At 72.7% G+C, this 22,468-nt stretch carries 23 protein-coding genes; 11 read left to right on the forward strand and 12 right to left on the reverse strand.

Translation table 11 applies throughout. The features are described from left to right. Positions 1-96 precede the first annotated feature (96 nt). Positions 97-804 carry a L,D-transpeptidase family protein gene (locus ACZ514_RS06210; RefSeq protein WP_468170006.1) on the reverse strand — a complete coding sequence of 236 codons (708 nt, stop codon included), beginning with the start codon at positions 802-804 and terminating at the stop codon, positions 97-99. Positions 805-987: 183 nt separating this feature from the next. Next, positions 988-2,298: an MFS transporter gene (locus ACZ514_RS06215; RefSeq protein ID WP_468698959.1), complete on the reverse strand. Its 1,311-nt coding sequence runs from the start codon at positions 2,296-2,298 to the stop codon at positions 988-990. Between the two features lie 98 nt (positions 2,299-2,396). Between ACZ514_RS06215 and ACZ514_RS06220 the strand changes: the two genes are divergently transcribed. After that, positions 2,397-3,335: a LysR family transcriptional regulator gene (locus ACZ514_RS06220; protein ID WP_468170000.1), complete on the forward strand. Its 939-nt coding sequence runs from the start codon at positions 2,397-2,399 to the stop codon at positions 3,333-3,335. A gap of 75 nt (positions 3,336-3,410) precedes the next feature. Here ACZ514_RS06220 and ACZ514_RS06225 read toward each other — a convergent pair whose 3' ends face one another. From ACZ514_RS06225 to ACZ514_RS06235, 3 genes are all read right to left on the reverse strand, one after another. Beyond that, positions 3,411-4,448 carry a helix-turn-helix transcriptional regulator gene (locus tag ACZ514_RS06225; RefSeq protein ID WP_468169997.1) on the reverse strand — a complete coding sequence of 346 codons (1,038 nt, stop codon included), beginning with the start codon at positions 4,446-4,448 and terminating at the stop codon, positions 3,411-3,413. Between the two features lie 243 nt (positions 4,449-4,691). Further along, entirely contained in the window at positions 4,692-5,057 is a 366-nt protein-coding gene (locus tag ACZ514_RS06230) for a cupin domain-containing protein (protein WP_467895934.1), read from the reverse strand. Positions 5,058-5,108: 51 nt separating this feature from the next. Further along, on the reverse strand, positions 5,109-5,828 hold the full coding sequence (locus tag ACZ514_RS06235; protein WP_469124239.1) for an alpha/beta hydrolase: 720 nt from the start codon (positions 5,826-5,828) through the stop codon (positions 5,109-5,111). A 112-nt stretch (positions 5,829-5,940) separates the two neighbouring features. Here ACZ514_RS06235 and ACZ514_RS06240 point away from each other — a divergent pair, with 112 nt between their 5' ends. The 3 genes from ACZ514_RS06240 to ACZ514_RS06250 all read left to right on the forward strand — a co-directional run bounded on the left by ACZ514_RS06240 (position 5,941) and on the right by ACZ514_RS06250 (position 8,387). Beyond that, a complete protein-coding gene (locus ACZ514_RS06240; protein ID WP_388934513.1) occupies positions 5,941-7,089 on the forward strand; it encodes an adenosine deaminase in 1,149 nt (382 codons plus the stop codon). A 140-nt stretch (positions 7,090-7,229) separates the two neighbouring features. Continuing rightward, positions 7,230-7,490 (forward strand): hypothetical protein, encoded by a 261-nt coding sequence (locus ACZ514_RS06245; RefSeq protein ID WP_388934510.1) that lies wholly within the window; start codon positions 7,230-7,232, stop codon positions 7,488-7,490. A 129-nt stretch (positions 7,491-7,619) separates the two neighbouring features. Beyond that, complete coding sequence (locus ACZ514_RS06250; protein WP_469124240.1) at positions 7,620-8,387, forward strand: hypothetical protein; 768 nt, start codon at positions 7,620-7,622, stop codon at positions 8,385-8,387. Between the two features lie 81 nt (positions 8,388-8,468). Here the strand turns inward: ACZ514_RS06250 and ACZ514_RS06255 are convergent, their stop codons facing one another. From ACZ514_RS06255 to ACZ514_RS06265, 3 genes are all read right to left on the reverse strand, one after another. Then, complete coding sequence (locus ACZ514_RS06255; protein ID WP_469124241.1) at positions 8,469-8,681, reverse strand: PspC domain-containing protein; 213 nt, start codon at positions 8,679-8,681, stop codon at positions 8,469-8,471. Positions 8,682-8,733: 52 nt separating this feature from the next. After that, positions 8,734-9,309 (reverse strand): VanZ family protein, encoded by a 576-nt coding sequence (locus tag ACZ514_RS06260; RefSeq protein ID WP_468169984.1) that lies wholly within the window; start codon positions 9,307-9,309, stop codon positions 8,734-8,736. A gap of 86 nt (positions 9,310-9,395) precedes the next feature. Further along, positions 9,396-10,025 carry a PH domain-containing protein gene (locus ACZ514_RS06265; RefSeq protein WP_468169981.1) on the reverse strand — a complete coding sequence of 210 codons (630 nt, stop codon included), beginning with the start codon at positions 10,023-10,025 and terminating at the stop codon, positions 9,396-9,398. Positions 10,026-10,160: 135 nt separating this feature from the next. Between ACZ514_RS06265 and deoC the strand changes: the two genes are divergently transcribed. Genes deoC through ACZ514_RS06280 form a run of 3 tightly spaced genes read left to right on the forward strand, consistent with a single transcriptional unit; the run spans position 10,161 to position 13,488 of the window. Continuing rightward, positions 10,161-11,123, forward strand: a complete 963-nt coding sequence (gene deoC, locus ACZ514_RS06270; RefSeq protein ID WP_468170168.1) for a deoxyribose-phosphate aldolase — start codon at positions 10,161-10,163, stop codon at positions 11,121-11,123. A gap of 5 nt (positions 11,124-11,128) precedes the next feature. Beyond that, positions 11,129-12,586, forward strand: a complete 1,458-nt coding sequence (locus ACZ514_RS06275; protein WP_468169978.1) for an aldehyde dehydrogenase family protein — start codon at positions 11,129-11,131, stop codon at positions 12,584-12,586. Continuing rightward, the gene (locus ACZ514_RS06280) at positions 12,586-13,488 is read left to right on the forward strand and encodes an aldehyde dehydrogenase family protein (protein WP_469124242.1); all 903 of its coding nucleotides are present in this window, start codon (positions 12,586-12,588) and stop codon (positions 13,486-13,488) included. Before ACZ514_RS06275 ends, ACZ514_RS06280 begins: the two co-directional genes overlap by 1 nt. 63 nt (positions 13,489-13,551) lie before the next feature. Here ACZ514_RS06280 and ACZ514_RS06285 read toward each other — a convergent pair whose 3' ends face one another. Then, a complete protein-coding gene (locus ACZ514_RS06285; protein ID WP_469124243.1) occupies positions 13,552-13,923 on the reverse strand; it encodes a hypothetical protein in 372 nt (123 codons plus the stop codon). Between the two features lie 143 nt (positions 13,924-14,066). On the opposite strand from ACZ514_RS06285, the gene ACZ514_RS06290 reads away from it, so the two are divergent. Further along, positions 14,067-14,699, forward strand: a complete 633-nt coding sequence (locus ACZ514_RS06290; protein WP_388934492.1) for a uridine kinase family protein — start codon at positions 14,067-14,069, stop codon at positions 14,697-14,699. A 136-nt stretch (positions 14,700-14,835) separates the two neighbouring features. On the opposite strand, the gene ACZ514_RS06295 is transcribed toward ACZ514_RS06290, so the two are convergent. Continuing rightward, on the reverse strand, positions 14,836-15,534 hold the full coding sequence (locus ACZ514_RS06295) for a SigE family RNA polymerase sigma factor (RefSeq protein WP_469124244.1): 699 nt from the start codon (positions 15,532-15,534) through the stop codon (positions 14,836-14,838). 188 nt (positions 15,535-15,722) lie between these two features. Between ACZ514_RS06295 and afsQ1 the strand changes: the two genes are divergently transcribed. Genes afsQ1 through ACZ514_RS06310 form a run of 3 tightly spaced genes read left to right on the forward strand, consistent with a single transcriptional unit; the run spans position 15,723 to position 18,527 of the window. Then, on the forward strand, positions 15,723-16,400 hold the full coding sequence (gene afsQ1, locus ACZ514_RS06300) for a two-component system response regulator AfsQ1 (protein ID WP_180291024.1): 678 nt from the start codon (positions 15,723-15,725) through the stop codon (positions 16,398-16,400). Next, positions 16,397-17,887, forward strand: a complete 1,491-nt coding sequence (locus tag ACZ514_RS06305; protein WP_469124245.1) for a sensor histidine kinase — start codon at positions 16,397-16,399, stop codon at positions 17,885-17,887. The genes afsQ1 and ACZ514_RS06305 overlap by 4 nt, the downstream gene beginning before the upstream one ends. Continuing rightward, on the forward strand, positions 17,868-18,527 hold the full coding sequence (locus tag ACZ514_RS06310; protein ID WP_469124246.1) for a hypothetical protein: 660 nt from the start codon (positions 17,868-17,870) through the stop codon (positions 18,525-18,527). The genes ACZ514_RS06305 and ACZ514_RS06310 overlap by 20 nt, the downstream gene beginning before the upstream one ends. A gap of 1,375 nt (positions 18,528-19,902) precedes the next feature. Here ACZ514_RS06310 and ACZ514_RS06315 read toward each other — a convergent pair. Both ACZ514_RS06315 and ACZ514_RS06320 read right to left on the reverse strand, forming a co-directional pair. After that, entirely contained in the window at positions 19,903-21,549 is a 1,647-nt protein-coding gene (locus ACZ514_RS06315) for a phospho-sugar mutase (RefSeq protein WP_468169962.1), read from the reverse strand. Positions 21,550-21,599: 50 nt separating this feature from the next. Then, a complete protein-coding gene (locus tag ACZ514_RS06320; protein ID WP_469124247.1) occupies positions 21,600-22,406 on the reverse strand; it encodes a purine-nucleoside phosphorylase in 807 nt (268 codons plus the stop codon). Positions 22,407-22,468: the final 62 nt, after the last annotated feature.

A 22,468-nucleotide genomic window follows, 5' to 3' on the forward strand; every position in this document is an offset into this window, starting at 1 on the left:
GCTGCCGTCCCCCAGGTGGTTTCCGTCCCTTCGGAAACTACCCGAGGGGTCCGACAACGGCAGCCCGGGCGGGCGGAACGCCAGATTCCGGGCTCGTCAGGTTCCGGGCTTGCGCCCGTACACGTAGACGTCCTCGCCGTTGCCCAGCATGTTCCAGTACGCCTTGGCGTCCGTCGTCGTCATGTTCACGCAGCCCCCGGAGCCCGGCGGGTTCCACATGCTCTTGGTGACCGAGTGGAAGGCGATCCCCCCGTCGAAGAACTGCGAGTACGGCATCGGGACGTTGTAGATCGTCGACCAGTGGTTGATGCTCCGGTAGTAGATCTTCTTCAGGCCGGTCCGCGTCGGCGTCTCCGCCTTGCCGGTGCGCACCGGCACCGGACCGTACTTCAGCGTGGCCCCGTCCTGGATCCAGCTGAGCTGGCGGGTCAGGTCGACGCACGCGATCCGCCCCAGGTCGGTCGGGCACTTGCGGTCGGCGTTCGGGTTGGTGCCGGCCGCCCGCTGCGCCAGCATCGTGCTCATCGTCTGCCAGGTCAGCGGCCCGGCGTACCCCATGGTCGGGGTGATCCCGTGGGTGGCCTGGAAGGACTGTATGGCCGTGCAGTCGGCCGCCGACTGCACCCCGTCCACCGGCCGCCCCAGGAACTGCTCGACCTGCCGCTGGTAGGGCCCGGTGGTCACGTTGCAGGCGGCGGCCTGCGCCGTACCGCCCCCCAGGACCACCAGGGGCGCCGCCAGCGCCAGAGCCCCGCCGAACACCACCGCAGCCCGCCGCCGCGCGCGCACGCGTATCGCCGCCATCCGGTCCTCCCCTGCCGCGCCCGCACCCTGGGGGCGCCAATGCCCTCCACGCTAGAGCGAGTTGCGCACGCCGCACAGACTTTGAACGGACTTGGCCGCTGCGGGCCGCCGGCGGAGCGCAGGGCGACCGTTTCCGAGGCCGAAGTGTGCCCCGAGCACCCCCGGAGCCCCGGATCCGGCGCCTCAGCGGGCCGCCGCCGCCCGACCGCCCGGGGCGAGCGGCCGACGCCGCTCGGCGCGGGCCGCGTGGGACCCGTACAGGGTGATCGCCACGACGCCCAGCACCGCGAGCAGCGCGATGCCGACGGTGGCCGCCCACCCCGAGGCGTGGTACGCCAGCGCGCCCAGGGTGCCGCCCGCGCTGGAGCCGAGGTAGTACGCCGACTGGTAGAGCGCCGAGGCCTGCGCCCGGCCCGTCCTCGCCGTACGGCTCACCGCGGCGGAGGCCACCGCGTGCCCCGCGAAGAAGCCGGCCGTGATCAGCACCAGCCCCGGCAGGACCAGCAGCAGCGAGTCCCCGAGCGACAGCAGCAGCCCCAGGGCCGTCGTGGTCACCGCCAGGTACAGCGCCCCGCGCCGGCCCGCCCGGGCCACCAGCTGCCCGGCCGCCGCCGAGGAGGCCGTACCCACCAGGTACACCAGGAAGACCGACCCGACCACGCCCTGCCCCAGCGAGAACGGCGCCTCCACCAGCCGGTACCCGATGACGGTGTAGACGGCGCCGAAGACGGTCATGAACAGCGCGCCGATCCCGTACAGCCGCAGCAGCAGCGGATCGCGCAGGTGACCGGCGACGGTACGCCCCACCGCGCGCGGGTCCAGCGAAGCCGGCCGGAAGAACCGGGCCCGGGGCAGCAGCACCAGGAAGGCCACCGCGCAGACCAGCGCCATCACGCCGACGGCCAGCAGCCCGCCGCGCCAGCCCCACAGCTGCGCGCCCCAGCCGGTGACGATCCGGCCGCTCATGCCGCCGATGGAGTTGCCCGCCACGAACAGGCCGATCGCCCCGACCAGCGCCTTCGGCCGGACTTCCTCCGCCAGGTACGCCATCGCGGAGGCGGGGATGCCGGCGATGGCCGCGCCCTGCACCGCGCGGAGCGCCACCAGCCACTCCAGGCTCGGCGCGAACGGCACCAGCAGGCCGATGCCGACGGCCACCACCATCGAGCAGGTCATCATCCGGGTCCGGCCGAACCGCTCGGACAGCGCGCTGAGCGGCAGGACGGACAGGGCGAGCGCGCCGGTGGCCGCGGAGACCGTCCAGCTGGCCCGGCCGGCCGTCACGCCGAAACCGGCGGAGAGCGCGGGCAGCAGGGCCTGGGTGGAGTAGAGGAGGGCGAAGGTCGCGAGGCCCGCGGCGAAGAGCGCGAGGCTCATCCGGCGGTAGCCGGGACGGCCGGGGGAGCGGGGTTCGGCCAGGGGCGCCGGGGGCGACGGGAACGACGGAGTGGAGGCACCCGTGAGGAAGGGTGCCCCGGTATGAGCGGGAGGCATACGTCGAAGGTAGGTGTCCCTTTTTCATGCGTCCAATGCACGAATCCGGGATAATCGATCCACTCACGCATCAGCACAGCTCACGGGTTCGGATATCGATGGACCGTTACGAAGAAGACATGTCCGTGACACACCAGCTGGCCCCCCGGCTCGCCCAGTTCGTCGCGGTCGCCCGGCACGAGCACGTCACCCGCGCCGCCCACGAGCTGGGCGTACCGCAGTCCACCCTGTCGCGGGCCATGGTCCGCCTCGAACAGGACCTCGGCGTCTCGCTGTTCGCCCGCAAGGGCCGTACCGTCGCCCTCACCACGGCGGGCCGCACCTTCCTCGCCTCCGCCGAGCAGGCCCTCGACGGGATCGCCCGCGCCGCCGGATCCGTCCAGCACGACGCCGACCCGTCCTCCGGCAAGGTCGCGTTCGGCTTCCTGCACACCCTGGGCCCCGAGACCGTGCCCGGCCTGATCCGCGCCTTCCGGGCCGACCACCCGCGCGTACGGTTCTCCCTCGTCCAGAACTACGGCGAGGCCATGCTGGAGAAGCTCCGCGCCGGGGAACTCGACCTCTGCCTGACCTCGCCGGTGCCCGACGCCCCCGACCTGGTGGCCCGCCGCCTGGACGAGCAGCGGCTGCGCCTGGTGGTCCCGGACGACCACCGCCTCGCGGTGCGCAAGCGGATCCGGCTGGCGGAGGCCGCGGAGGAAACCTTCGTCACCCTGGAGGCCGGCTACGGCCTGCGCCGGATCACCGACGACCTGTGCGCGGAGGCCGGGTTCACGCCCAGGGTCGCCTTCGAGGGCGAGGAGGCCGAGACCCTGCGCGGCCTCGTGGCGGCGGGCCTGGGCGTCGCCCTGCTGCCCCCGCCGGCGGTGCCACGCCCGGGGGTGGTGGAGCTGACGGTGACGGCGCCGCGCGCGGTGCGCGAGATCGGCGTGGCCTGGCTGGACGGCCACCCGGACACCCCGCCGGTGGCCGCGTTCAAGCGCTTCCTGCTGTCCCGCAGGGGCCGCCTGATCCCGGAACTGGAAACCCAGGGCTGACGCCCCCTCCGCGCGCCGCCCGCGCGGCCCGGCGCCGGACCCCGTCCACCGGCCCGCCGGGCGGTCGGCGGCACCTCAGCTGACCGGCCCGTCGGGCCCGGGGGGCTCGGGCGGGCGGGGTGTGGTCGCGTGCGAGAGCAGGTACCCGGCCTGGAAGCGGGACTTGGCGCCGATCGCGCGCATGATCTCCGCGATGTGGCGCTGGCAGGTGCGTTCCGACATGCCGAGCCGGCGCGCGATCACCTTGTCCTCCAGGCCCTCCGACAGCAGCAGCACGATCGTCCGCCGCAGCTCCTCCGAGACCGCCCGGGCCGCCTCCGGGCTCACGGTGGTGGGGAACGGCCGCGCGCCCGGCCAGGACCGTTCGAACGCCGCCGTCATGAAGTGCACGACGCCGGGTTCCCGCACCACCAGCGCCGCGCCCTGACGGCCCGGCACCGCCATCACCCCGGTGTGCGCGTCGAAGACCAGCATCCGCATCAGGCCGTCGCCGAGCGTGCGCACCTGCGCCCCGAGCGCCGTGATCCGCTCCACGTACGCGGCCGTGGGGCGGGAGTAGCGCGCCGTGTGGTGGTAGAGCGTCCGCATCCGGACCCCGCGCGCCAGCAGCGACTCGTCCCGCCCCACCGCCTCCTCCAGGGTCTCCTGCGGCCGGCCCCCGCCCGGCTGGGAGGTCAGCAGCTCCCGCTCGCAGCCCGCCGCCAGTTCGGTGATCAGCCCGCGCACCGCGCCGAGGTCGGTGACCAGCTCCAGCCGCCCCGACCCGCTCAGGTCCCGGTGCGCGGCCCCCGCCTCGTACGCGGGCACCAGCGCCTCCAGCCGCCCGCGCAGCCGGTCCATCTCGTCGTGGGTCTCCCGTACGAGCAACGCCAGCGGGGCCAGTGCCCGGGCCGCCGCCGCGCGGGGCGCCACCGCGCTCCACCGCTCCGGCCCGTCTCCCGGGGCCCGTTGCAGCAGGTGCGCCGCGGCCAGCTCCGTGACCGCCGCCCCGGCGCGGGCCCCCAGGGCGGCGGTGGCCTCGGCCGCGGTGAAGGCGTGCCGCTCGACGGCGTACGCGTACAGGCGCCGTGCCGCGGGGCTCAGGTCCTGGGGGTCTTCGGCATCGGCTGGCATAGGCACATTCGTCCCGGTCTGTGCCCGTTCGTAAACCCCTCGGGTTCCCGCAAGGCGGCAAGCCGACGCCTGAACGGAGGCTTCCGGCCTATGCCGAACCGGCACAGTGGTCCCACGACGCGAGGCCGCGCCGCCGGGGCCATCCGACCGAGAGGGGACGGAGCGGCCGGCCCCGACCGCCGGCGCGGCCCGCGGCCCGCGGCCCGTGCCGCGCCGGGCCCGGGCCGGGGCCGGCCGGACCGGTCAGGCGGGCTTGGCGTAGTTGTCGAAGCCCGTCCAGTCCACGACCATGCACGGCTCGTCGCCCACGACCCACGCGTCGTGCCCGGGGGCGAGCTGCATGAAGTCCCCGGGGCCGTACTCGGTGCCCTCGCCGTCGTCCATCACGACCTGCATGCGGCCGCTGACGACGTACCCCGTGTGCGCCGACTGGCAGCTGTCCGTACCGGCCAGCGGCTTGATGTGTTCGGACCACTTCCAGCCCGGCTCGAAGACCGCGCGCCCGACGGCGCCGCCGTCCGTCATGAGCACGTCCAGCCTGCCCTTGCCATCGGTGAACGGGCGCGTCTCGTCCGCGCTGTCGAAGCTCTTGCGCACCATCCCGGCCATGGCGGACCGCCTCCAGGAGAGAACCACCCCGAGTCCACTCCCACTCTACGCTCAGCCCCGCAGGGACCGCCCGAAGCCGGAGGCCAGCGGCATCCGCAGGCCCAGCGGCGGGGGAGCCGACAGCGCGTCCACGACCGGACGCGAGTACCGGCCGGCGAACACGGCGCCGAGGACGAAGTCCACCGCCAGCGCCACCACTTCCGACCGGTGCTCCCGCAGCCCGTGCCCGTCGGAGTGCACCTCGAACCGGCAGGTAGAACGATTCGCCTTCTTGGCCCGCGCCGCCAGCCGGAACGAGGACTCCGGGTCGCTGCGCGCGTCGTTCGTGCCGTGCACGATCAGCACCTGCCGGCCCGCGAGCTGCTTCACCGGCTCGGCGGTGCCGGCGTCCTCGCCCTCCGGTAAGCAAGGGGCCAGCGCCACCACCGCGTTCACGGCCCCGTGCCCGGCCGCCCGCAGCGCGGCCCGGCCGCCCGCGCCGAAGCCGGCCAGGCACACCGGTACGTCCCCGTACCGCCGGACCACCTCGTCCGCCGCCCACCCGGCGGCCTCCTCCCGGGGCGCGGCCCCGTGCACCACGGTGTGCGCCACCAGCCCCCGCGCCCCGCCCGCCCGGACCAGCGCCCGCGCGAGCGGACGTACCGGACCGGAGGGGAATCGGGACGCTCCCGGAAGCAGGAGCACCACACCACTGACCGTCGAGACCGAGCCGTTCGCGCCGGCCGCCCGCCCCAGGCGGGCCCCGCGCGCCGGCGGCGCATGCTGTGCCATGGCGGAACAGTCTCAGACCGGCGGGTGTACGCGACCCGTCCGTACGGTCTCTGTTACATATCGACCCCGCCGTCGACGCGCTGCTCTACGCGCGTAGGAGTAGAGTGCCGGGATGACGAGCGAGACCCCCAACCTGCCCACCCCGGACCAGATCCGCCGCTCCCCGAAGGTGCTCCTGCACGACCACCTCGACGGTGGACTGCGCCCCGGCACCATCATCGAGCTGGCCGCCGAGGCCGGTTACGACAAGCTGCCCGAGACGGACGCCGACAAGCTGGGCGTCTGGTTCCGTGACGCCGCGGACTCCGGCTCCCTCCCGCGCTACCTGGAGACGTTCGCGCACACCTGCGCCGTCATGCAGACGAAGGAGGCCCTCTTCCGGGTCGCCGCCGAGTGCGCCGAGGACCTCGCCGAGGACGGCGTCGTGTACGCGGAGATCCGCTACGCCCCCGAGCAGCACCTGGAAGCCGGTCTGACCCTCGAAGAGGTCGTCGAGGCCGTGAACGACGGCTTCCGCGAGGGCGAGCGCCGCGCCAAGGCCAACGGCCACCGCATCCGCGTCGGCGCCCTGCTGACCGCCATGCGCCACGCGGCCCGCGCGTTGGAGATCGCCGAGCTGGCCAACCGCTACCGCGACAACGGCGTGGTCGGCTTCGACATCGCCGGCGCCGAGGCCGGGTTCCCCCCCACCCGCCACCTCGACGCCTTCGAGTACCTCAAGCGCGAGAACAACCACTTCACCATCCACGCGGGCGAGGCCTTCGGCCTCCCGTCGATCTGGCAGGCCCTGCAGTGGTGCGGCGCCGACCGCCTCGGTCACGGCGTGAAGATCATCGACGACATCGAGGTCGCCGAGGACGGCTCGGTCACCCTGGGCCGCCTCGCCTCGTACGTCCGGGACAAGCGCATCCCCCTGGAGATGTGCCCCACCTCGAACCTGCAGACCGGAGCGGCCGTCTCGTACGCCGAGCACCCGATCGGCCTGCTGCGCAAGCTGCACTTCCGGCTGACGGTGAACACCGACAACCGCCTGATGAGCGGCACCAGCATGAGCCGCGAGTTCGAGCACCTGGTCGACACCTTCGGCTACTCGCTCGACGACATGCAGTGGTTCACCGTCAATGCGATGAAGTCCGCGTTCATTCCTTTCGATGAACGACTGGCCATGATCAACGACGTGATCAAGCCGGGTTATGCGGAGCTGAAGTCCGAATGGCTGTTCCGGCAGACCGCTTCCACCAGCGGAACCGTCTCGGCCTAGGCCACGGCCTCACCCAAGGAAAGCGTCCGGGAATCACAATTCCCGGACGCTTTCTCGTATTTAAGGATGTTTGCGGGAGCGGGTTTGAAGTGGCTAGGTTGCGGAGCCGCTCAGTTTCCCCGTCGCAAGGACGATTTTTCATGAAGCAGTCTGCTGCCAAGTCCCTCGGTGTCGCTGTGATTGGTGCCGCCCTCGCCGCGGGCGCCGCCGGTACCGCCTCCGCCTCGGCGCTCCCCGCCGCCAGCCTGACGGACACCCTCGGCTCCCTCACCAGCGCCACCAGCTCCCTCACCGACCAGACGCAGCAGGCGGCCCAGGAGGGCGAGGCCACCGACGCCGCCGCCCCGGTCACCAGCCTGCTCGGCGGACTGCCCCCGCTGCCCGGCGGCATCGGCGGCTGACCCGAGCGCCGGTAAATCGCACGCACGCGCACGCGGCGCACGCCCCTTCGAAGAGGTGTGCGCCGCGTTGCGCGGTGTGCCACGATCACCACCAACTGCCCGCCGACTCCCGGGGTATGAGGTTCGGTCATGCGCATCACGGCACGATTTGCGGCACCCGCGACGAGGCTCGCGCTGCTCCCCGCCCTGCTCCTCGGAGCGGCCGCGTGCGGCAGCGGTACGCAGGCCCCCGCGCCCGGGAAGAGCCCCGACCCCAGGGGCTCCGCGGCCGTCAGCCCCTCGGGCGCGCCCGGCGCGCCGCCGGCCCCCGCCGCGCCCAAGGCGAAGGACGCGAGCCTGGAGCGGGCCGCCCTCGTCCAGGGCGACCTGGCCGGCTACCAGATCTCCGCGCAGGGCAAGAACCCGAACGCCCCCGACGGCCAGCCGCAGGCCGACAAGAAGGCCTGCCAGCCGCTCGCCGACATCATGGGCGACAAGCCCGACCCGGCGGCCCGCGAGACCGTCAACCGCGGCATCGGCTCCCAGAAGCAGGTCGGACTCGCGGTCTCCGCCTCCGTCAGCTCCTACGGGGAGAGCGAGGCCAAGCGGGTCGTGTCCCGGCTGCGCGAGGCCGTCGCGGCCTGCGGTACGGGCTTCACCGCCACCGTCCAGAAGCAGACCGGCCGCTACCGGGACGTGAAGGCCATCCCGTACCGGACGGCGGGCGACGAGACGGTCAGCTGGACCACCACCGCCGCCGCCGAGGGCGCCTCGGCGGCGGTCCACGTGGTCGTCGTGCGCGAGGGCGACCGGGTCGTGCGGCTCATGGCCCTGAACGTGGCCGCCGCGGACCGGAAGGCGCTGGTCCCGCAGGAAGTGGCCGACAAGCAGCTCGAGAAGGTCCGGAAGGCGGGCTGAGTCCCGCCGGAGCACCGGTCGCGCCCCGGTGTCCCGGGGCCGACGTCCCGCGGACCGGGGCCGGGGCCCGCGGACCGGGGATTACCAGGCGGTCCGCGGCGTGCCCGCGCCGGTCTTCTCGTTCGGCAGCAGCAGCCACAGGGCGAGGTAGACGAGGACCTGCGGTCCGGGCAGCAGGCACGAGGCCACGAAAACGATCCGCATCGTGCGGGCCTTGATGCCCAAACGCCGTGCGAGCCCGGCGCAGACGCCGCCGATCATCCGTCCGTCACGGGGGCGGGTAATCGCGCTCATCTTCTTCTCCTTCGTAGGAATCGCGCTCCGGGATCTTCCCTTCCGCGATGCCTCAATACTCGCGCGGCACCGCCGAAAGGACCTCGGTCCAGGGTCCGATGCCGACCCTGGAAATTCTCGGGGTGGGCCCCTGAGACGCGTGGGTGCGGCGCAGCCGGGCGCGCAGTACCGGTACGACGGCCACGTGGACCATCACCGCTCCGGCGGTGTTCAGCAGCAGCGCGTCCACGTCCAGCACCCGGCCCGGTACCGCGGTCTGCAGCATCTCGATGCCGAGGGAGATCAGTACGGCCGCGGCCGCCGTCCGTGCCAGCGAGGACCAGGCGGCCAGCGGCCCGGGCGTCAGCCGCCCGCCGGTCAGCGGCAGCAGCACTCCCAGCGGGGCCAGCAGCGCCAGCCCCTCGCCGATCCGCCGGGCGGCCTCCAGCGGTCCGTGGGCGAGGTCCGCCCGGATCCCGTCCAGCGGCGTCAGGTTCGCGGCGGCCGCCCACGGGACGTCCAGGGGGCTCAGGGTCAGCCATCCGACGACCAGCAGGTGCGCGGCCAGCAGGGCCCCGCTCAGGAGCCGGGACCGGACCGGGAGCTGTGTGGCGGTGGCGGCGCTGCCGCTGCCCTCATGACGGTGCACACCTGCGAGGACGCACCCCCCGGCGGCACCGGTTCCGGTGGCCGCGGCCGTTACACGGCGGTTACGGCGGCGCGGCGACGGCCCGCTCAGCCCGTGGCCAGGAGCACGGCCAGCAGCACGGCGCCGGCCACGGCGGGCACGATGATCTCGTACGCCCAGCGCACGGTGACGCCCCCCTGCGCACCGGGCCGGCCCGCCCCGCGCTCGGCGAGCTCGCGCAGCTCGTCCACCGCCCGGTCGGCGGTGGCCCGCTGCGGCGCGGCCGGTTCGGCCCCCTTGTCCTGGGCCGTCAGCCCCTTGCCGGTCAGCGCGTCCCGGCGGCTGAACTGCCGTCCGGCCTTCTTGCGCTCGCGCAGCGACACCGGCACCGACCACAGCTGGTACTTCGACCCCTGGGCCAGCACCTCCGCCGAGTACCCGGCGCGGACCGCGTCGACGGCGGCCCAGGGCAGCTCGATGTTCCGGAAGGGGTTGCGGATCCGCATCCGGTCGTCGTTGGCGAAGACGGCCGGCCGCAGGGTGAACGCCACGATCAGCGGGACGGCGAGCAGGGCGACGGCGATGCCGGTCCACCGCGTGCTCCCCCCGCCGCGTACGGCGGCGTCCCCGCACAGCCACGCGACGAGCGCGAGCAGCAGCACCCCGGTGACGACGGCCATGGGGGAGCGGTAGACGCGGTCGGCGTAGACCGGCTCGTGGGGGGAGGGCGTAGTCATGCGCCGATTGTGCCGCATGGGTCCGCCGGAGGTGCGGGCGCGCGGCCCGGGGGCTCCGATGGCGGACGTCACGCTCCTGTGCGCACCGAGGGGGGTGACAGGCGCTACGCGCGTAGATATGCTCATCTGGTGACCATGCCCACCACCCTCTCCGCATTCGCTGACGTGACGGCGTCCGACAGCGCGCTGCGCCGCTTCCTGCACGGGCTGCCCGGCGTAGACGCAGTCGGCCTGGAGGCCCGCGCGGCCTCGCTCGGCACCCGCTCGGTCAAGACGACGGCCAAGGCGTACGCCATCGACCTGGCCATCTCGATGATCGACCTGACGACGCTCGAGGGTGCGGACACCCCGGGCAAGGTCCGGGCGCTCTCCGCCAAGGCCGTCCACCCCGACCCGACCGACCGCGGCACGCCCATGACCGCCGCGGTCTGCGTCTACCCCGACATGGTGGCCACCGCCAAGGCGGCGCTGAACGGCGCCGACGTCAAGGTCGCCTCCGTCGCCACGGCCTTCCCCGCCGGGCGCGCCGCGCTGCCGGTCAAGCTGGCCGACACCCGTGACGCCGTCGCCGCCGGCGCCGACGAGATCGACATGGTCATCGACCGTGGCGCCTTCCTCGCCGGCCGGTACCTGGAGACGTACGAGCTGATCAGGGCCGTCAAGGAGGCCTGCGTACGCCCCGACGGGACCGCCGCCCGCCTCAAGGTCATCTTCGAGACCGGCGAGCTGTCGACGTACGACAACATCCGCCGCGCCTCCTGGATCGGCATGCTCGCGGGGGCCGACTTCATCAAGACCTCCACCGGCAAGGTCGGCGTCAACGCCACCCCCGCCAACACCCTGCTCATGCTCGAAGCCGTACGCGACTTCCGGGCGCAGACTGGAATCCAGATCGGTGTGAAGCCGGCCGGCGGCATCCGCACCACCAAGGACGCCATCAAGTTCCTGGTCCTCGTCAACGAGACGGCGGGCGAGGACTGGCTGACCAACGAGTGGTTCCGGTTCGGCGCCTCCAGCCTGCTGAACGACCTGCTCATGCAGCGCCAGAAGCTGAGCACCGGGCGCTACTCCGGTCCCGACTACGTGACGGTGGACTGATCACCATGGCATCCCTCTTCGAGTACGCACCGGCCCCCGAGTCCCGCTCGGTCGTCGACATCGCCCCCTCCTACGGGCTCTTCATCGACGGCGAGTTCACCGACGCCGCCGACGGCAAGGTCTTCAAGACCGTCAGCCCCTCCAGCGAGGAGGTGCTGGCCGAGGTCGCCCAGGCCGGTGCCGCCGACGTCGACCGCGCCGTCAGGGCCGCCCGCAAGGCCTTCGAGAAGTGGTCCGCGCTGCCCGGCTCCGAGCGCGCCAAGTACCTCTTCCGCATCGCCCGGATCATCCAGGAGCGCAGCCGCGAGCTGGCCGTCCTGGAGACCCTGGACAACGGCAAGCCGATCAAGGAGACCCGCGACGCGGACCTCCCGCTGGTCGCCGCGCACTTCTTCTACTACGCGGGCTGGGCCGACAAGCTCGACCACGCCGGCTACGGCGCGAACCCGCGCCCGCTCGGTGTGGCCGGCCAGGTCATCCCGTGGAACTTCCCGCTGCTGATGCTCGCGTGGAAGATCGCCCCGGCGCTCGCCACCGGCAACACCGTCGTCCTGAAGCCCGCCGAGACCACGCCGCTGTCGGCCCTGTTCTTCGCGGACATCTGCCGCCAGGCCGGTCTGCCCAAGGGCGTCGTCAACATCATCCCCGGCTACGGGGACGCGGGCGCCGAGCTCGTCGCGCACCCGGACGTCAACAAGGTCGCCTTCACCGGCTCCACCGCGGTCGGCAAGGCCATCGCCCGCCAGGTCGCCGGCACCGACAAGAAGGTCACCCTGGAACTGGGCGGCAAGGGCGCCAACATCGTCTTCGACGACGCCCCCGTCGACCAGGCCGTCGAGGGCATCGTCACCGGCATCTTCTTCAACCAGGGCCAGGTCTGCTGCGCGGGCTCGCGCCTGCTGGTGCAGGAGTCGATCCACGACGAGCTGCTCGACTCCCTCAAGCGCCGCCTGTCCACGCTGCGCCTGGGCGACCCCCTCGACAAGAACACCGACATCGGCGCGATCAACTCCGCCGAGCAGCTCGCCCGGATCACCGCGCTCGCGGAGACCGGCGAGGCCGAGGGCGCCGAGCGCTGGTCCCCGGCCTGCGAACTGCCGTCCGCCGGCTACTGGTTCGCCCCGACGCTCTTCACGAACGTCACCCAGGCGCACACCGTCGCCCGTGACGAGATCTTCGGTCCCGTCCTGTCCGTGCTGACGTTCCGCACCCCGGACGAGGCCGTCGCCAAGGCCAACAACAGCCAGTACGGCCTGTCCGCCGGCATCTGGACGGAGAAGGGCTCCCGCATCCTCGCGGTCGCCGGCAAGCTCCGCGCGGGTGTGGTGTGGGCCAACACGTTCAACAAGTTCGACCCGACGTCGCCCTTCGGCGGCTACAAGGAGTCGGGCTACGGCCGCGAAGGCGGCCGGCACGGCCTGGAGGGCTACCTCGCCCCCTCGACCCCGAAGGGGGAGCGCTGATGAGTGCCGTCGAGACTTCGACGCGTCTGAACGTCTTCAAGACCTACAAGCTGTACGTCGGGGGCAAGTTCCCCCGCTCCGAGAGCGGCCGGGTGTACGAAGTGACGGACTCGAAGGGCAAGTGGCTGGCCAACGCCCCCCTGTCCTCCCGCAAGGACGCCCGTGACGCGGTCGTCGCGGCCCGCAAGGCCTTCGGCGGCTGGGCCGGCGCCACCGCCTACAACCGCGGCCAGGTCCTCTACCGCGTCGCCGAGATGCTGGAGGGCCGCCGCGAGCAGTTCGTCCGGGAGGTCGGCGAGGCCGAGGGACTGTCGAAGTCGAAGGCCGCCGCCGTCGTGGACGCGGCGATCGACCGCTGGGTCTGGTACGCGGGCTGGACCGACAAGATCGGTCAGATCGCGGGCGGGGCCAACCCCGTCGCGGGCCCGTTCTTCAACCTCTCCACCCCGGAGCCGACCGGTGTCGTCACCGTCGTCGCCCCGCAGGAGTCGTCCTTCCTCGGCCTCGTCTCGGTGATCGCCCCGGTCATCGCGACCGGCAACACGGCGGTCGTCATCGCGAGCGAGCGGTCCCCGCTCCCCGCGCTCTCCCTGGGCGAGGTACTGGCCACCTCCGACCTGCCCGGCGGCGTGGTCAACATCCTCTCCGGCAAGGCCGCCGAGATGGGCCCCCACCTGGCGGCCCACCAGGACGTCAACGCCATCGACCTGGCGGGCGCCGACGAGGCCCTCGCCAAGGAGCTGGAGATCGCGGCGGCGGACAACCTCAAGCGCGTCCTGCGTCCACAGCCTGTGGACGACTGGACCGTCGACCCGGGCACCCACCGCCTGACGGCCTTCCTGGAGACCAAGACGGTCTGGCACCCGACGGGTTCGCTGGGCTCCGGCGGTTCCTCCTACTAGAACGGCCCGCGCGAGACCGGCCCTGGCGGCGACCCCCGTGCCGCCAGGGCCTTCGCGCGCCCGCTAGCCGGGCAGGACCGGCCCGAGCAGCGAGGTCACCGCCGCCGTCGGCAGCTCCTTGACCGACGGACCCTGCGTCAGGACCCCCGTGACCATCGTGGTCCCCACGGCCGGGAAGTCCGCGACCTTCGTCGCCACCCCGTTGTCGAGGGGGTCCACCCCGGTCCTGGCCAGCGGATTCACCTTGAGGTTCCCGATCGGGTCGGCGACCCCGGCCACCGCCGCCTTGAGGTCGGTCTCCGCGGACTGGAGGCGGGTCTCGGCCGCCTGGGCCCCGCCGGCCGCCATGGCCAGGGCCGCCCCGGCCATGGACAGGCTCAGGCCGGCTGCGCGGAGCCGCTGGGAAGACGGTTCGGATGCTGCGTGACGTGCCATGGGTTCCTGCCTGTGGTCGTAGTCGCGTGCGCACACACAGTAGTGGAGGCGGGATCCCGGATTCCAACCGCGTGTGTGAGGCCCGTCGCAGGAGACGTCACCGGTGCCCCGATACCTCCGGTCATGCCTCACACTGGTCTCCCGTGAGCCGTTCATCTTCCCTTCCCACGCGCGTCGTCCTGCTGACGGGCCCCTCGGGCTCCGGCAAGTCCAGGCTCGCGGCCCGCTCGGGCCTCCCCGTCCTGCGTCTGGACGACTTCTACAAGGAAGCGGCGGACCCGACCCTCCCGCTGGTCGAGGGCAGCTCCGACATCGACTGGGACTCCCCGCTGTCCTGGGACGCGGACACCGCCGTCGCCGCCATCGCCGAACTCTGCGCCACGGGCCGTACGGACGTCCCCGTCTACTCCATCGCCACGTCCTCCCGGACCGGCACGGAGACCCTCGACATCGACCGCACCCCGCTGTTCATCGCGGAGGGCATATTCGCCGCCGACATCGCGGCCCGCTGCCGGGAACTGGGCCTGCTCGCCGACGCCATCTGCCTGCGCGGCCGGCCCTCCACCACCTTCCGCCGCCGCCTCGCCCGCGACCTGCGCGAAGGCCGCAAGTCCCTGCCGTTCCTGCTGCGCCGCGGCTACCGCCTGATGCGCGCCGAACGCGGCATCGTCGCCCGGCACGTGGCCCTCGGCGCCCACGCCTGCGGCCGAGACGAGGCCCTCGGCCGGCTCACCGCCGCCGCGGCGGGCCGCCACCGCACCCCCACCGCCCTCTGAACACGCGCGGCGAACCCGCCGGACAAGCGAAAAGGCGGGATCACGCGGACCCCCGGCCGCTTGATCCCGCCTCTTCTCCCCCTGCGGCCCCCGCCCCACCCCCGTAGGACGGGCCCCCCGGCCCCATGGTCTCTGGTTACGCGACGAGCTCCCCGAAGGACTCCGCCTCGTCACGTCCGAAGCTCAGCACCTCGTCCTCCCGCAGCCGGCGCAGCGAGCGCCAGATGCTCGACTTCACGGTGCCGACGCTGATGCCCAGGATCTCCGCGATCTCCGGGTCCGTACGGCCCTCGTAGTAGCGCAGCACCAGCATCGTGCGCTGCGGCTCCGGAATGCGGGCCAGCGCCTGCCACAGCACCGCGCGCAGCTCCGTACCCCGCATGGCGTCCGTGTCGGAGGCCGTCTCCGGCAGCTCCTCGGTCGGGTACTCGTTCAGCTTCCGCCGGCGCCAGGCGCTGATGTGCAGGTTCGTCATCGTGCGGCGCAGGTACCCGCCGACCGCCGCCTTGTCGCTGATCCGGTCCCAGGCGCGGTACGTGGAGAACAGCGCGCTCTGCAACAGGTCCTCGGCCTCGTGGCGGTCGCCGGTGAGGTGGAAGGCCGTCGCGTACAGCGCCGCCCGCCGCTCCTGGACGTACGCGGTGAACTCGGCCTCCGAGGTGGCGGACGGCGTGCCGCGCTGCGCGGGAACCGCCTGGTACTGGTTCGCGTCAATGGCTGTGACGTGTGCCGGCCGCTGACGGGCGACCGTCACCGTACGGACACCCGCCCGGCGGTTCACATCGTGCAGCCGCGTGACGACCGCGCTGGTCGTGGTGCTGTGCAGCGTGTTCATCTCGCGCCCCCCGTCGTGGAGTCTGCTTCGGTCCGTCGTGTCGATGAGAAAAGACTGCCCGCCGGGTATGACCAGGGTGTCCGCCGACTGTCACAGGCCTGTCACAGCCACCGGTACGCCGGCGCGTGGCGCGATTGCACCCCTCCGGACGGTCGAACTGCGGACGGCCGATGGGACAGAATGAGCCCGTGCCTTTCCTGTTGCTGATCGAGGACGACGACGCCATCCGCACGGCCCTCGAACTCTCCCTGTCACGCCAGGGCCACCGAGTGGCCACCGCGGCGACGGGCGAGGACGGCCTGAAACTGCTCCGGGAGCAGCGGCCGGACCTGATCGTGCTGGACGTGATGCTGCCCGGGATCGACGGCTTCGAGGTGTGCCGGCGGATCCGCCGCACCGACCAGCTGCCGATCATCCTGCTCACCGCGCGCAGTGACGACATCGATGTCGTCGTGGGCCTGGAGTCCGGAGCCGACGACTACGTGGTCAAGCCCGTGCAGGGCCGCGTGCTCGACGCCCGCATCCGCGCCGTGCTGCGCCGGGGCGAGCGCGAGGCCAGCGACTCCGCCGTCTTCGGGTCCCTGGTCATCGACCGGGCCGCCATGACGGTCACGAAGAACGGCGAGGACCTCCAGCTGACCCCGACCGAACTGCGGCTGCTGCTGGAACTCAGCCGCCGCCCCGGCCAGGCGCTCTCCCGCCAGCAGCTGCTGCGGCTGGTGTGGGAGCACGACTACCTCGGTGACTCGCGGCTCGTCGACGCCTGCGTGCAGCGGCTGCGCGCCAAGGTCGAGGAAGTGCCCTCCTCGCCCACGCTGATCCGTACCGTCCGGGGTGTCGGCTACCGGCTGGACTCCCCGCAGTGACCAAGGCCCTGTTCGCGGGCCGGCGCTGGACGAGCCTGCGGCTGCGCCTGCTGGTGGTGTTCGCGCTGGTCGCGCTGACGGCCGCGGTGTCCGCGTCCGGCATCGCGTACTGGCTCAACCGGGAGGCGGTGCTCACCCGTACCCAGGACGCGGCCCTCGGCGACTTCCGCCAGGAGATGCAGATCCGGGCCGCGGCACTGCCCGCCGAGCCCACGGCCGAGGAGATACAGCACACCGCCGAACTGATGGCGGGGAGCAGCCCCGGGTACAGCGTGCTGCTCGTCCACGAACGCAAGGACGGGCGCAAGGTGACCGGCGCCGCGGGCGCGGTCCCCTTCGGTCTCGGCGACGTACCGGCGTCCCTCCAGCACGCCGTCAACGACCGGCAGAAGACCACCGCCGCCAACGACTCCGAGTACCACATGTACTGGCAGCGGACGAAGCCTCAGGGCAACCCGTACCTGGTCGGCGGCACGCGGATCGTGGGCGGCGGGCCCACCGGCTACATGTACAAGTCCCTCGCCACGGAACGGGACGACCTCAACGCGCTGGGCTGGTCGCTGACCATCGCGACCGGACTGGCGCTGCTCGGTTCCGCGCTCCTCGCACAGGGCGCGGCACGGACCGTGCTGAAGCCCGTACAGCGGCTCGGGGACGCGGCCCGGCGGCTCGGCGAGGGCGAGCTGGACCACCGGCTCGACGTCTCGGGGACCGACGAACTCGCGGACTTGTCGCGGACGTTCAACCGGACGGCGGAGGCGCTGGAGAAGAAGGTCGCCGACATGAGCGCCCGCGAGGAGGCGAGCCGGCGGTTCGTGGCGGACATGTCGCACGAACTGCGCACGCCGCTCACCGCGCTGACGGCGGTCGCCGAGGTGCTGGAGGAGGAGGTCGAATACCTCGACCCGATGATCGCCCCGGCGGTCGGGCTCGTCGTCAGCGAGACGCGGCGGCTCAACGACCTCGTGGAGAACCTGATGGAGGTCACCCGCTTCGACGCGGGCACGGCCCGGCTGGTGCTGGACGACGTGAACGTCGCCGACCAGGTCACGGCGTGCATCGACGCGCGGGCCTGGCTGGACGCCGTCGAACTCGACGCCGGACGCGGGATCGTGGCCCGGCTGGACCCGCGCCGGCTGGACGTCATCCTGGCCAACCTCATCGGCAACGCGCTCAAGCACGGCGGCTCGCCGGTACGGGTGTCGGTGCGGGTGGAGGGGGAGTGGCTGGTCATCGCGGTCAAGGACAACGGGCCGGGCATCCCCGAGGAAGTGCTGCCGCACGTCTTCGACCGCTTCTACAAGGCGAGCGCGTCGCGGCCCAAGTCGGACGGCAGCGGGCTCGGCCTGTCGATCGCGATGGAGAACGCGCACATCCACGGCGGTGACATCACGGCCGAGAACGGACCGGAGGGCGGAGCGGTGTTCACGCTGCGGCTGCCGGTGGACGTGGGGAAGGTGATCGCCGGTGGCGGCACGGAGGGGTAGGGCCGCGGCGCTGGCCATGGCGGCACTCGCCCTGTCCGGGTGCGGGATCCGGTCCACGACGGTGCCCGTCGACGTGGGCCCGGCGCCGTCCCGGGTGTCCTGCGAGACGGCCGGACAGCCGGCGGGGGCCGGCGGGGTCCAGGGCTTCCGCGCGACGGTGGAGCTGGTGTGCGGATCGCAGCTGGTCGGCGTGGAACGGGTGGTCCCCGTACCGGAGAAGCGGGCCTCGCGGGACCCCATGGTGCTGGTCGCGCAGGCCCTGCTGGAGGAACTGGAACGCAGGCCGTCCGGGGAGGAACGGGACGCGGGCTTCACCACCAGCGTCCCCGACGGCCTGTCGGCGGCCCCCGCACGGGCGGGCGACCCGGCGGGCACGCTGCGGCTGAGCCGCAAGCCGGAGGACCTCCCGCCGGTGGCGCTGGCGCAGATCGTCTGCACCCTGTCGGCGAGCGACGCCCTCTCGGCGGGCCCAGGCCCGGTGGTCCTGGGCGGCCCGGACGCGGACCCGCCGCGCGCGTGGGAGTGCACGGACGCGGTCCGCTCCCGCCCGGAGTCGGCCCCGACCCTGGGCGACCTGGCGTCGCCGTCGGCATCGGCGTCGGCATCGGCGTCGGCGACGGCGTCGGCGACGGCGTTGTAGGGCCGGGGGCCGGGGGCCGGGGGCCGGGGAGCGGCACTTCCCTGGGCGGCATCAGGGCGGGTTTGGGGGTTTCCCGTCAGTCCCATCGTCCTTCCGTGTCGGGACGGTCCCTCAAGGGCGCTCCTTCGTCGCGTCGCTGCGCGATGGCCTTCGGCCACCCTTGACCGACCGTCCCGCCCCGGAAAGACAAGGACTGCCGAGAACCCCCCAAAGAAACGGGACGGTCCAGAGGGGAAGGACTCCCGTATCAGCGATGAGGCGGGGTAGGCGGGCGTCGGCCCGCCCGGCATTCGGGCCCCCGGAGACGCCCGGCGGTCCACCCCCACGCGCCAGATCGCTACGCGCTCCTCCCGGCATAGCGTCCGACGACCGTCCGGGGCCGATCCCTGCACGAAATGACGATCAGAGCGCCACCAGGGGGTGGTGGGCGCGTGAGATCGCTACGTGCTCCTCATTTCTCGGCGGCTGATGGCCGTCTGCGGCTGAGAGACATCCGGACGGCGGCCCGGGGGTGCTCTGAGGGAGAAATGCGGCTCTCCGGAGGCCTTTCACGGGCCTTCGACCGTCTGTCGGAGTGTGGCGTTGTCTTCTTCAACGGCAGACTCCGCCAGAGACCTTTCAGGTCTCATCCATGGTCGCCAAATGAGGGCAAAAGGGGTGATTCCCCTCCCTGGTGGACCGCATGACCACAGGAGGGCCGCAGACGCCTCCCAGACGGAAGCGTGTAGCGATCTGACGCGCCCACCGCTCCCCGATGGGGCTGGGATCGACATTCCGTGCGGGTATCAGCCCAGGACGGCGGCCGGACGCTAAGCCAGGAGGAGCGCGTAGCGATTAGACGCGTCCACCGCCCCCGAAAGGGGCTCTGATCGACATGTGGTGCAGGTATCAGCCCCGGACGGTCGTCGGACGCTAAGCCATGGGGAGCGCGTAGCGATCTGACGCGTCCGGGTGGATGGCCGGGGGTCTTTGGGGGCCCGCATGCGGGACACGGGCAGGGCCCGACCCCTCGTCTCATCGCTGATACGGGAGTGCTTCTCTTCTGGACCGTCCCGTTTCTTTGGGGGGTTCTCGGCAGTCCTTGTCTTTCCGGGGCGGGTCGGTCGGTCAAGGGTGGCCGAAGGCCATCGCGTAGCGACGCGACGAAGGAGCGCCCTTGAGGGACCGGCCCGACACGGAAGGACGATGGGACTGACGGGAAACCCCCAAACCAGCTGTGAGGCGGCCCAAGGGGGTGCCTGCCCCCGGCCCCTCGCGGGGGGAGATGGCCGGTCCGTGCCGCAAGCCGCTTACGTCCCCCCTCGCCGGGCCACCCCACGACGACGGCCCCGCAGCTGGGCTGCGGGGCCGTCGTCGTGTGCGGGGCGGGGCCGGGTCAGAGGCCCATGGCCGACGCGAGGTCCTTCTTGATGCCGTCCAGGACCTCCTGGCCGCGGGTGCGGGCGCTCGCGAGGTCGGAGGCTTCGGCCACCGGGACCACGACCTCCAGGTAGCACTTCAGCTTGGGCTCCGTGCCGGACGGGCGGCAGATGACGCGGGCCTTGTAGTCGCCCTCGAGGTAGTAGCGCAGGCCGTCCGTGGGCGGGAGTGCCGCCGAGCCGACCGACAGGTCCTCCGCCGAGGCCACCCGCAGGCCCGCCAGGGCCGTCGGGGGCTCCGCGCGCAGCCGTGCCATCGCGTTGGCGATGACCGACAGGTCGGAGACGCGGACCGAGAGCTGGTCGGTGTGGTGGAGGCCGTGGGCCATGGCCAGGTCGTCCAGCAGGTCGGTCAGGGTGCGGCCCTGCTCCTTGAGCTCCGAGGCGAGCTCGGCGACCAGGAGGGCGGCGGTGATGCCGTCCTTGTCGCGGACGCCCTCGGGGTCCACGCAGTAGCCGAGCGCCTCCTCGTAGCCGTAGCGCAGGCCCTTGACCCGGGCGATCCACTTGAAGCCGGTGAGGGTCTCCTCGTAGCCGACGCCGGCCGCTTCCGCGATCCGGCCCAGGAGGCTGGAGGAGACGATCGACTCGGCGAAGACGCCCTGGGCGCCCTTGTGGACCAGGTGGGCCGCCAGCAGCGCGCCGACCTCGTCGCCGCGCAGCATGCGCCAGCCGCCGTTGTCCGGGACCGCGACCGCGCAGCGGTCGGCGTCCGGGTCGTTGGCGATCACGATGTCGGGCTGGACCTCGGCGGCCTTCGCGAAGGCCAGGTCCATCGCGCCCGGCTCCTCCGGGTTCGGGAACGCGACCGTGGGGAAGGCCGGGTCGGGCTCCGCCTGCTCGGCGACGAGCACCGGCGTGGGGAAGCCGTGCCGGGCGAAGGCCGCCATGACGACGTCCTTGCCGACGCCGTGCATGGCCGTGTAGACGGTCCGTACGCCTCGGGGCGACCCGGGGGTGAGGACGGCGTCCGTCCGGGTCAGGTAGGCCTCGAGGACCTCCTCGTCGAGCTGGAGCCAGCCGTCGGAGGGGCGCGGTACGTCGGCCAGCGCGCCGACGGCCGCGATGCGCGCCGCGATCTCGGTGTCCGCGGGGGACACGATCTGCGAGCCGTCGCCGAGGTAGACCTTGTAGCCGTTGTCCCGGGGCGGGTTGTGGCTGGCGGTCACCTCGACGCCGGCGACGGCGCCCAGGTGCCTTATGGCGTACGCGAGGACGGGCGTCGGCAGGGGCCGGGGGAGGACGGCCGCGCGCAGTCCGGCGCCGGTCATCACGGCGGCGGTGTCGCGGGCGAAGTCGGCCGACTTGTAGCGGGCGTCGTAGCCGACGACGACCAGGCCGCCGTCGTGGCCCTGGTCCTTCAGGTAGGCCGCGAGGCCGGCCGCGGCGCGGATGACCACGGAACGGTTCATCCGCATCGGACCGGCGCCGATCTCGCCGCGCAGCCCGGCGGTGCCGAACTGGAGCGTGCCGGAGAAGCGGTCCGCGAGCTCGGCCGTGTCGTCCGCGTCGATCAGGGCCGCGAGCTCGGCCGCCGTCTGCGGGTCCGGGTCCTCGGCGAGCCAGGCCCGGGCCCGGGTGAGGAGGTCGTCCTGTTCCTGCACTGCTTCCGCCTTTCCTCTCGTACGTCGTCGTCGATCGTCGGGGGTGCCGATCAGATGCGGGCGAGGACCTGCGTCAGCAGCGTGCCCATGCGGGCGGCGGAGTCGCGGCCGGCCTGGAGGACCTCTTCGTGGTTCAGCGGCTCGCCGGACAGGCCGGCGGCCAGGTTGGTGACCAGGGAGATGCCGAGCACCTCGGCGCCGGCCTCACGGGCGGCGATGGCCTCCAGCACGGTGGACATGCCGACCAGGTCCGCGCCCATGACGCGGATCATGTTGATCTCGGCCGGGGTCTCGTAGTGCGGGCCGGGGAACTGGACGTAGACGCCCTCTTCGAGGGTCTCGTCGATCTCCTTGCACATCGCGCGCAGGCGCGGCGAGTACAGGTCGGTGAGGTCGACGAAGTTCGCGCCGACGATCGGCGAGGTGGCCGTCAGGTTGAGGTGGTCGCTGATCAGGACGGGCTGGCCGGGCGCCATGCCCTCGCGCAGGCCACCGCAGCCGTTGGTGAGGACGATGGTCTTGCAGCCGGCGGCGACGGCGGTGCGCACGCCGTGGGCGACGGCGGCGACGCCGCGGCCCTCGTAGAAGTGGGTCCGGCCGAGGAAGACCAGGGCGCGCTTGTCGCCGATCTTGTACGAGCGGATCTTGCCGCCGTGGCCCTCGACGGCGGCGGGCGGGAAGCCGGGCAGCTCGGTGACGAGGAACTCGGACTCGGGGGCGCCGAGCGCCTCTGCGGCGGGGGCCCAGCCGGAGCCCATGACGAGGGCGACATCGTGGGATTCGACGCCGGTGAGCTCGCGGAGGCGGGCGGCGGCGGCGTCGGCGGCGGTGAAGGGGTCGGTAACAGATGCGTTCACGCGGACGAGCGTAGCCGCTTATCGCCTACGCGCGTAGATGGCGCAGCTCACGGTGTTCGGAT

The organism is Streptomyces sp. NPDC034086 (assembly GCF_055575515.1).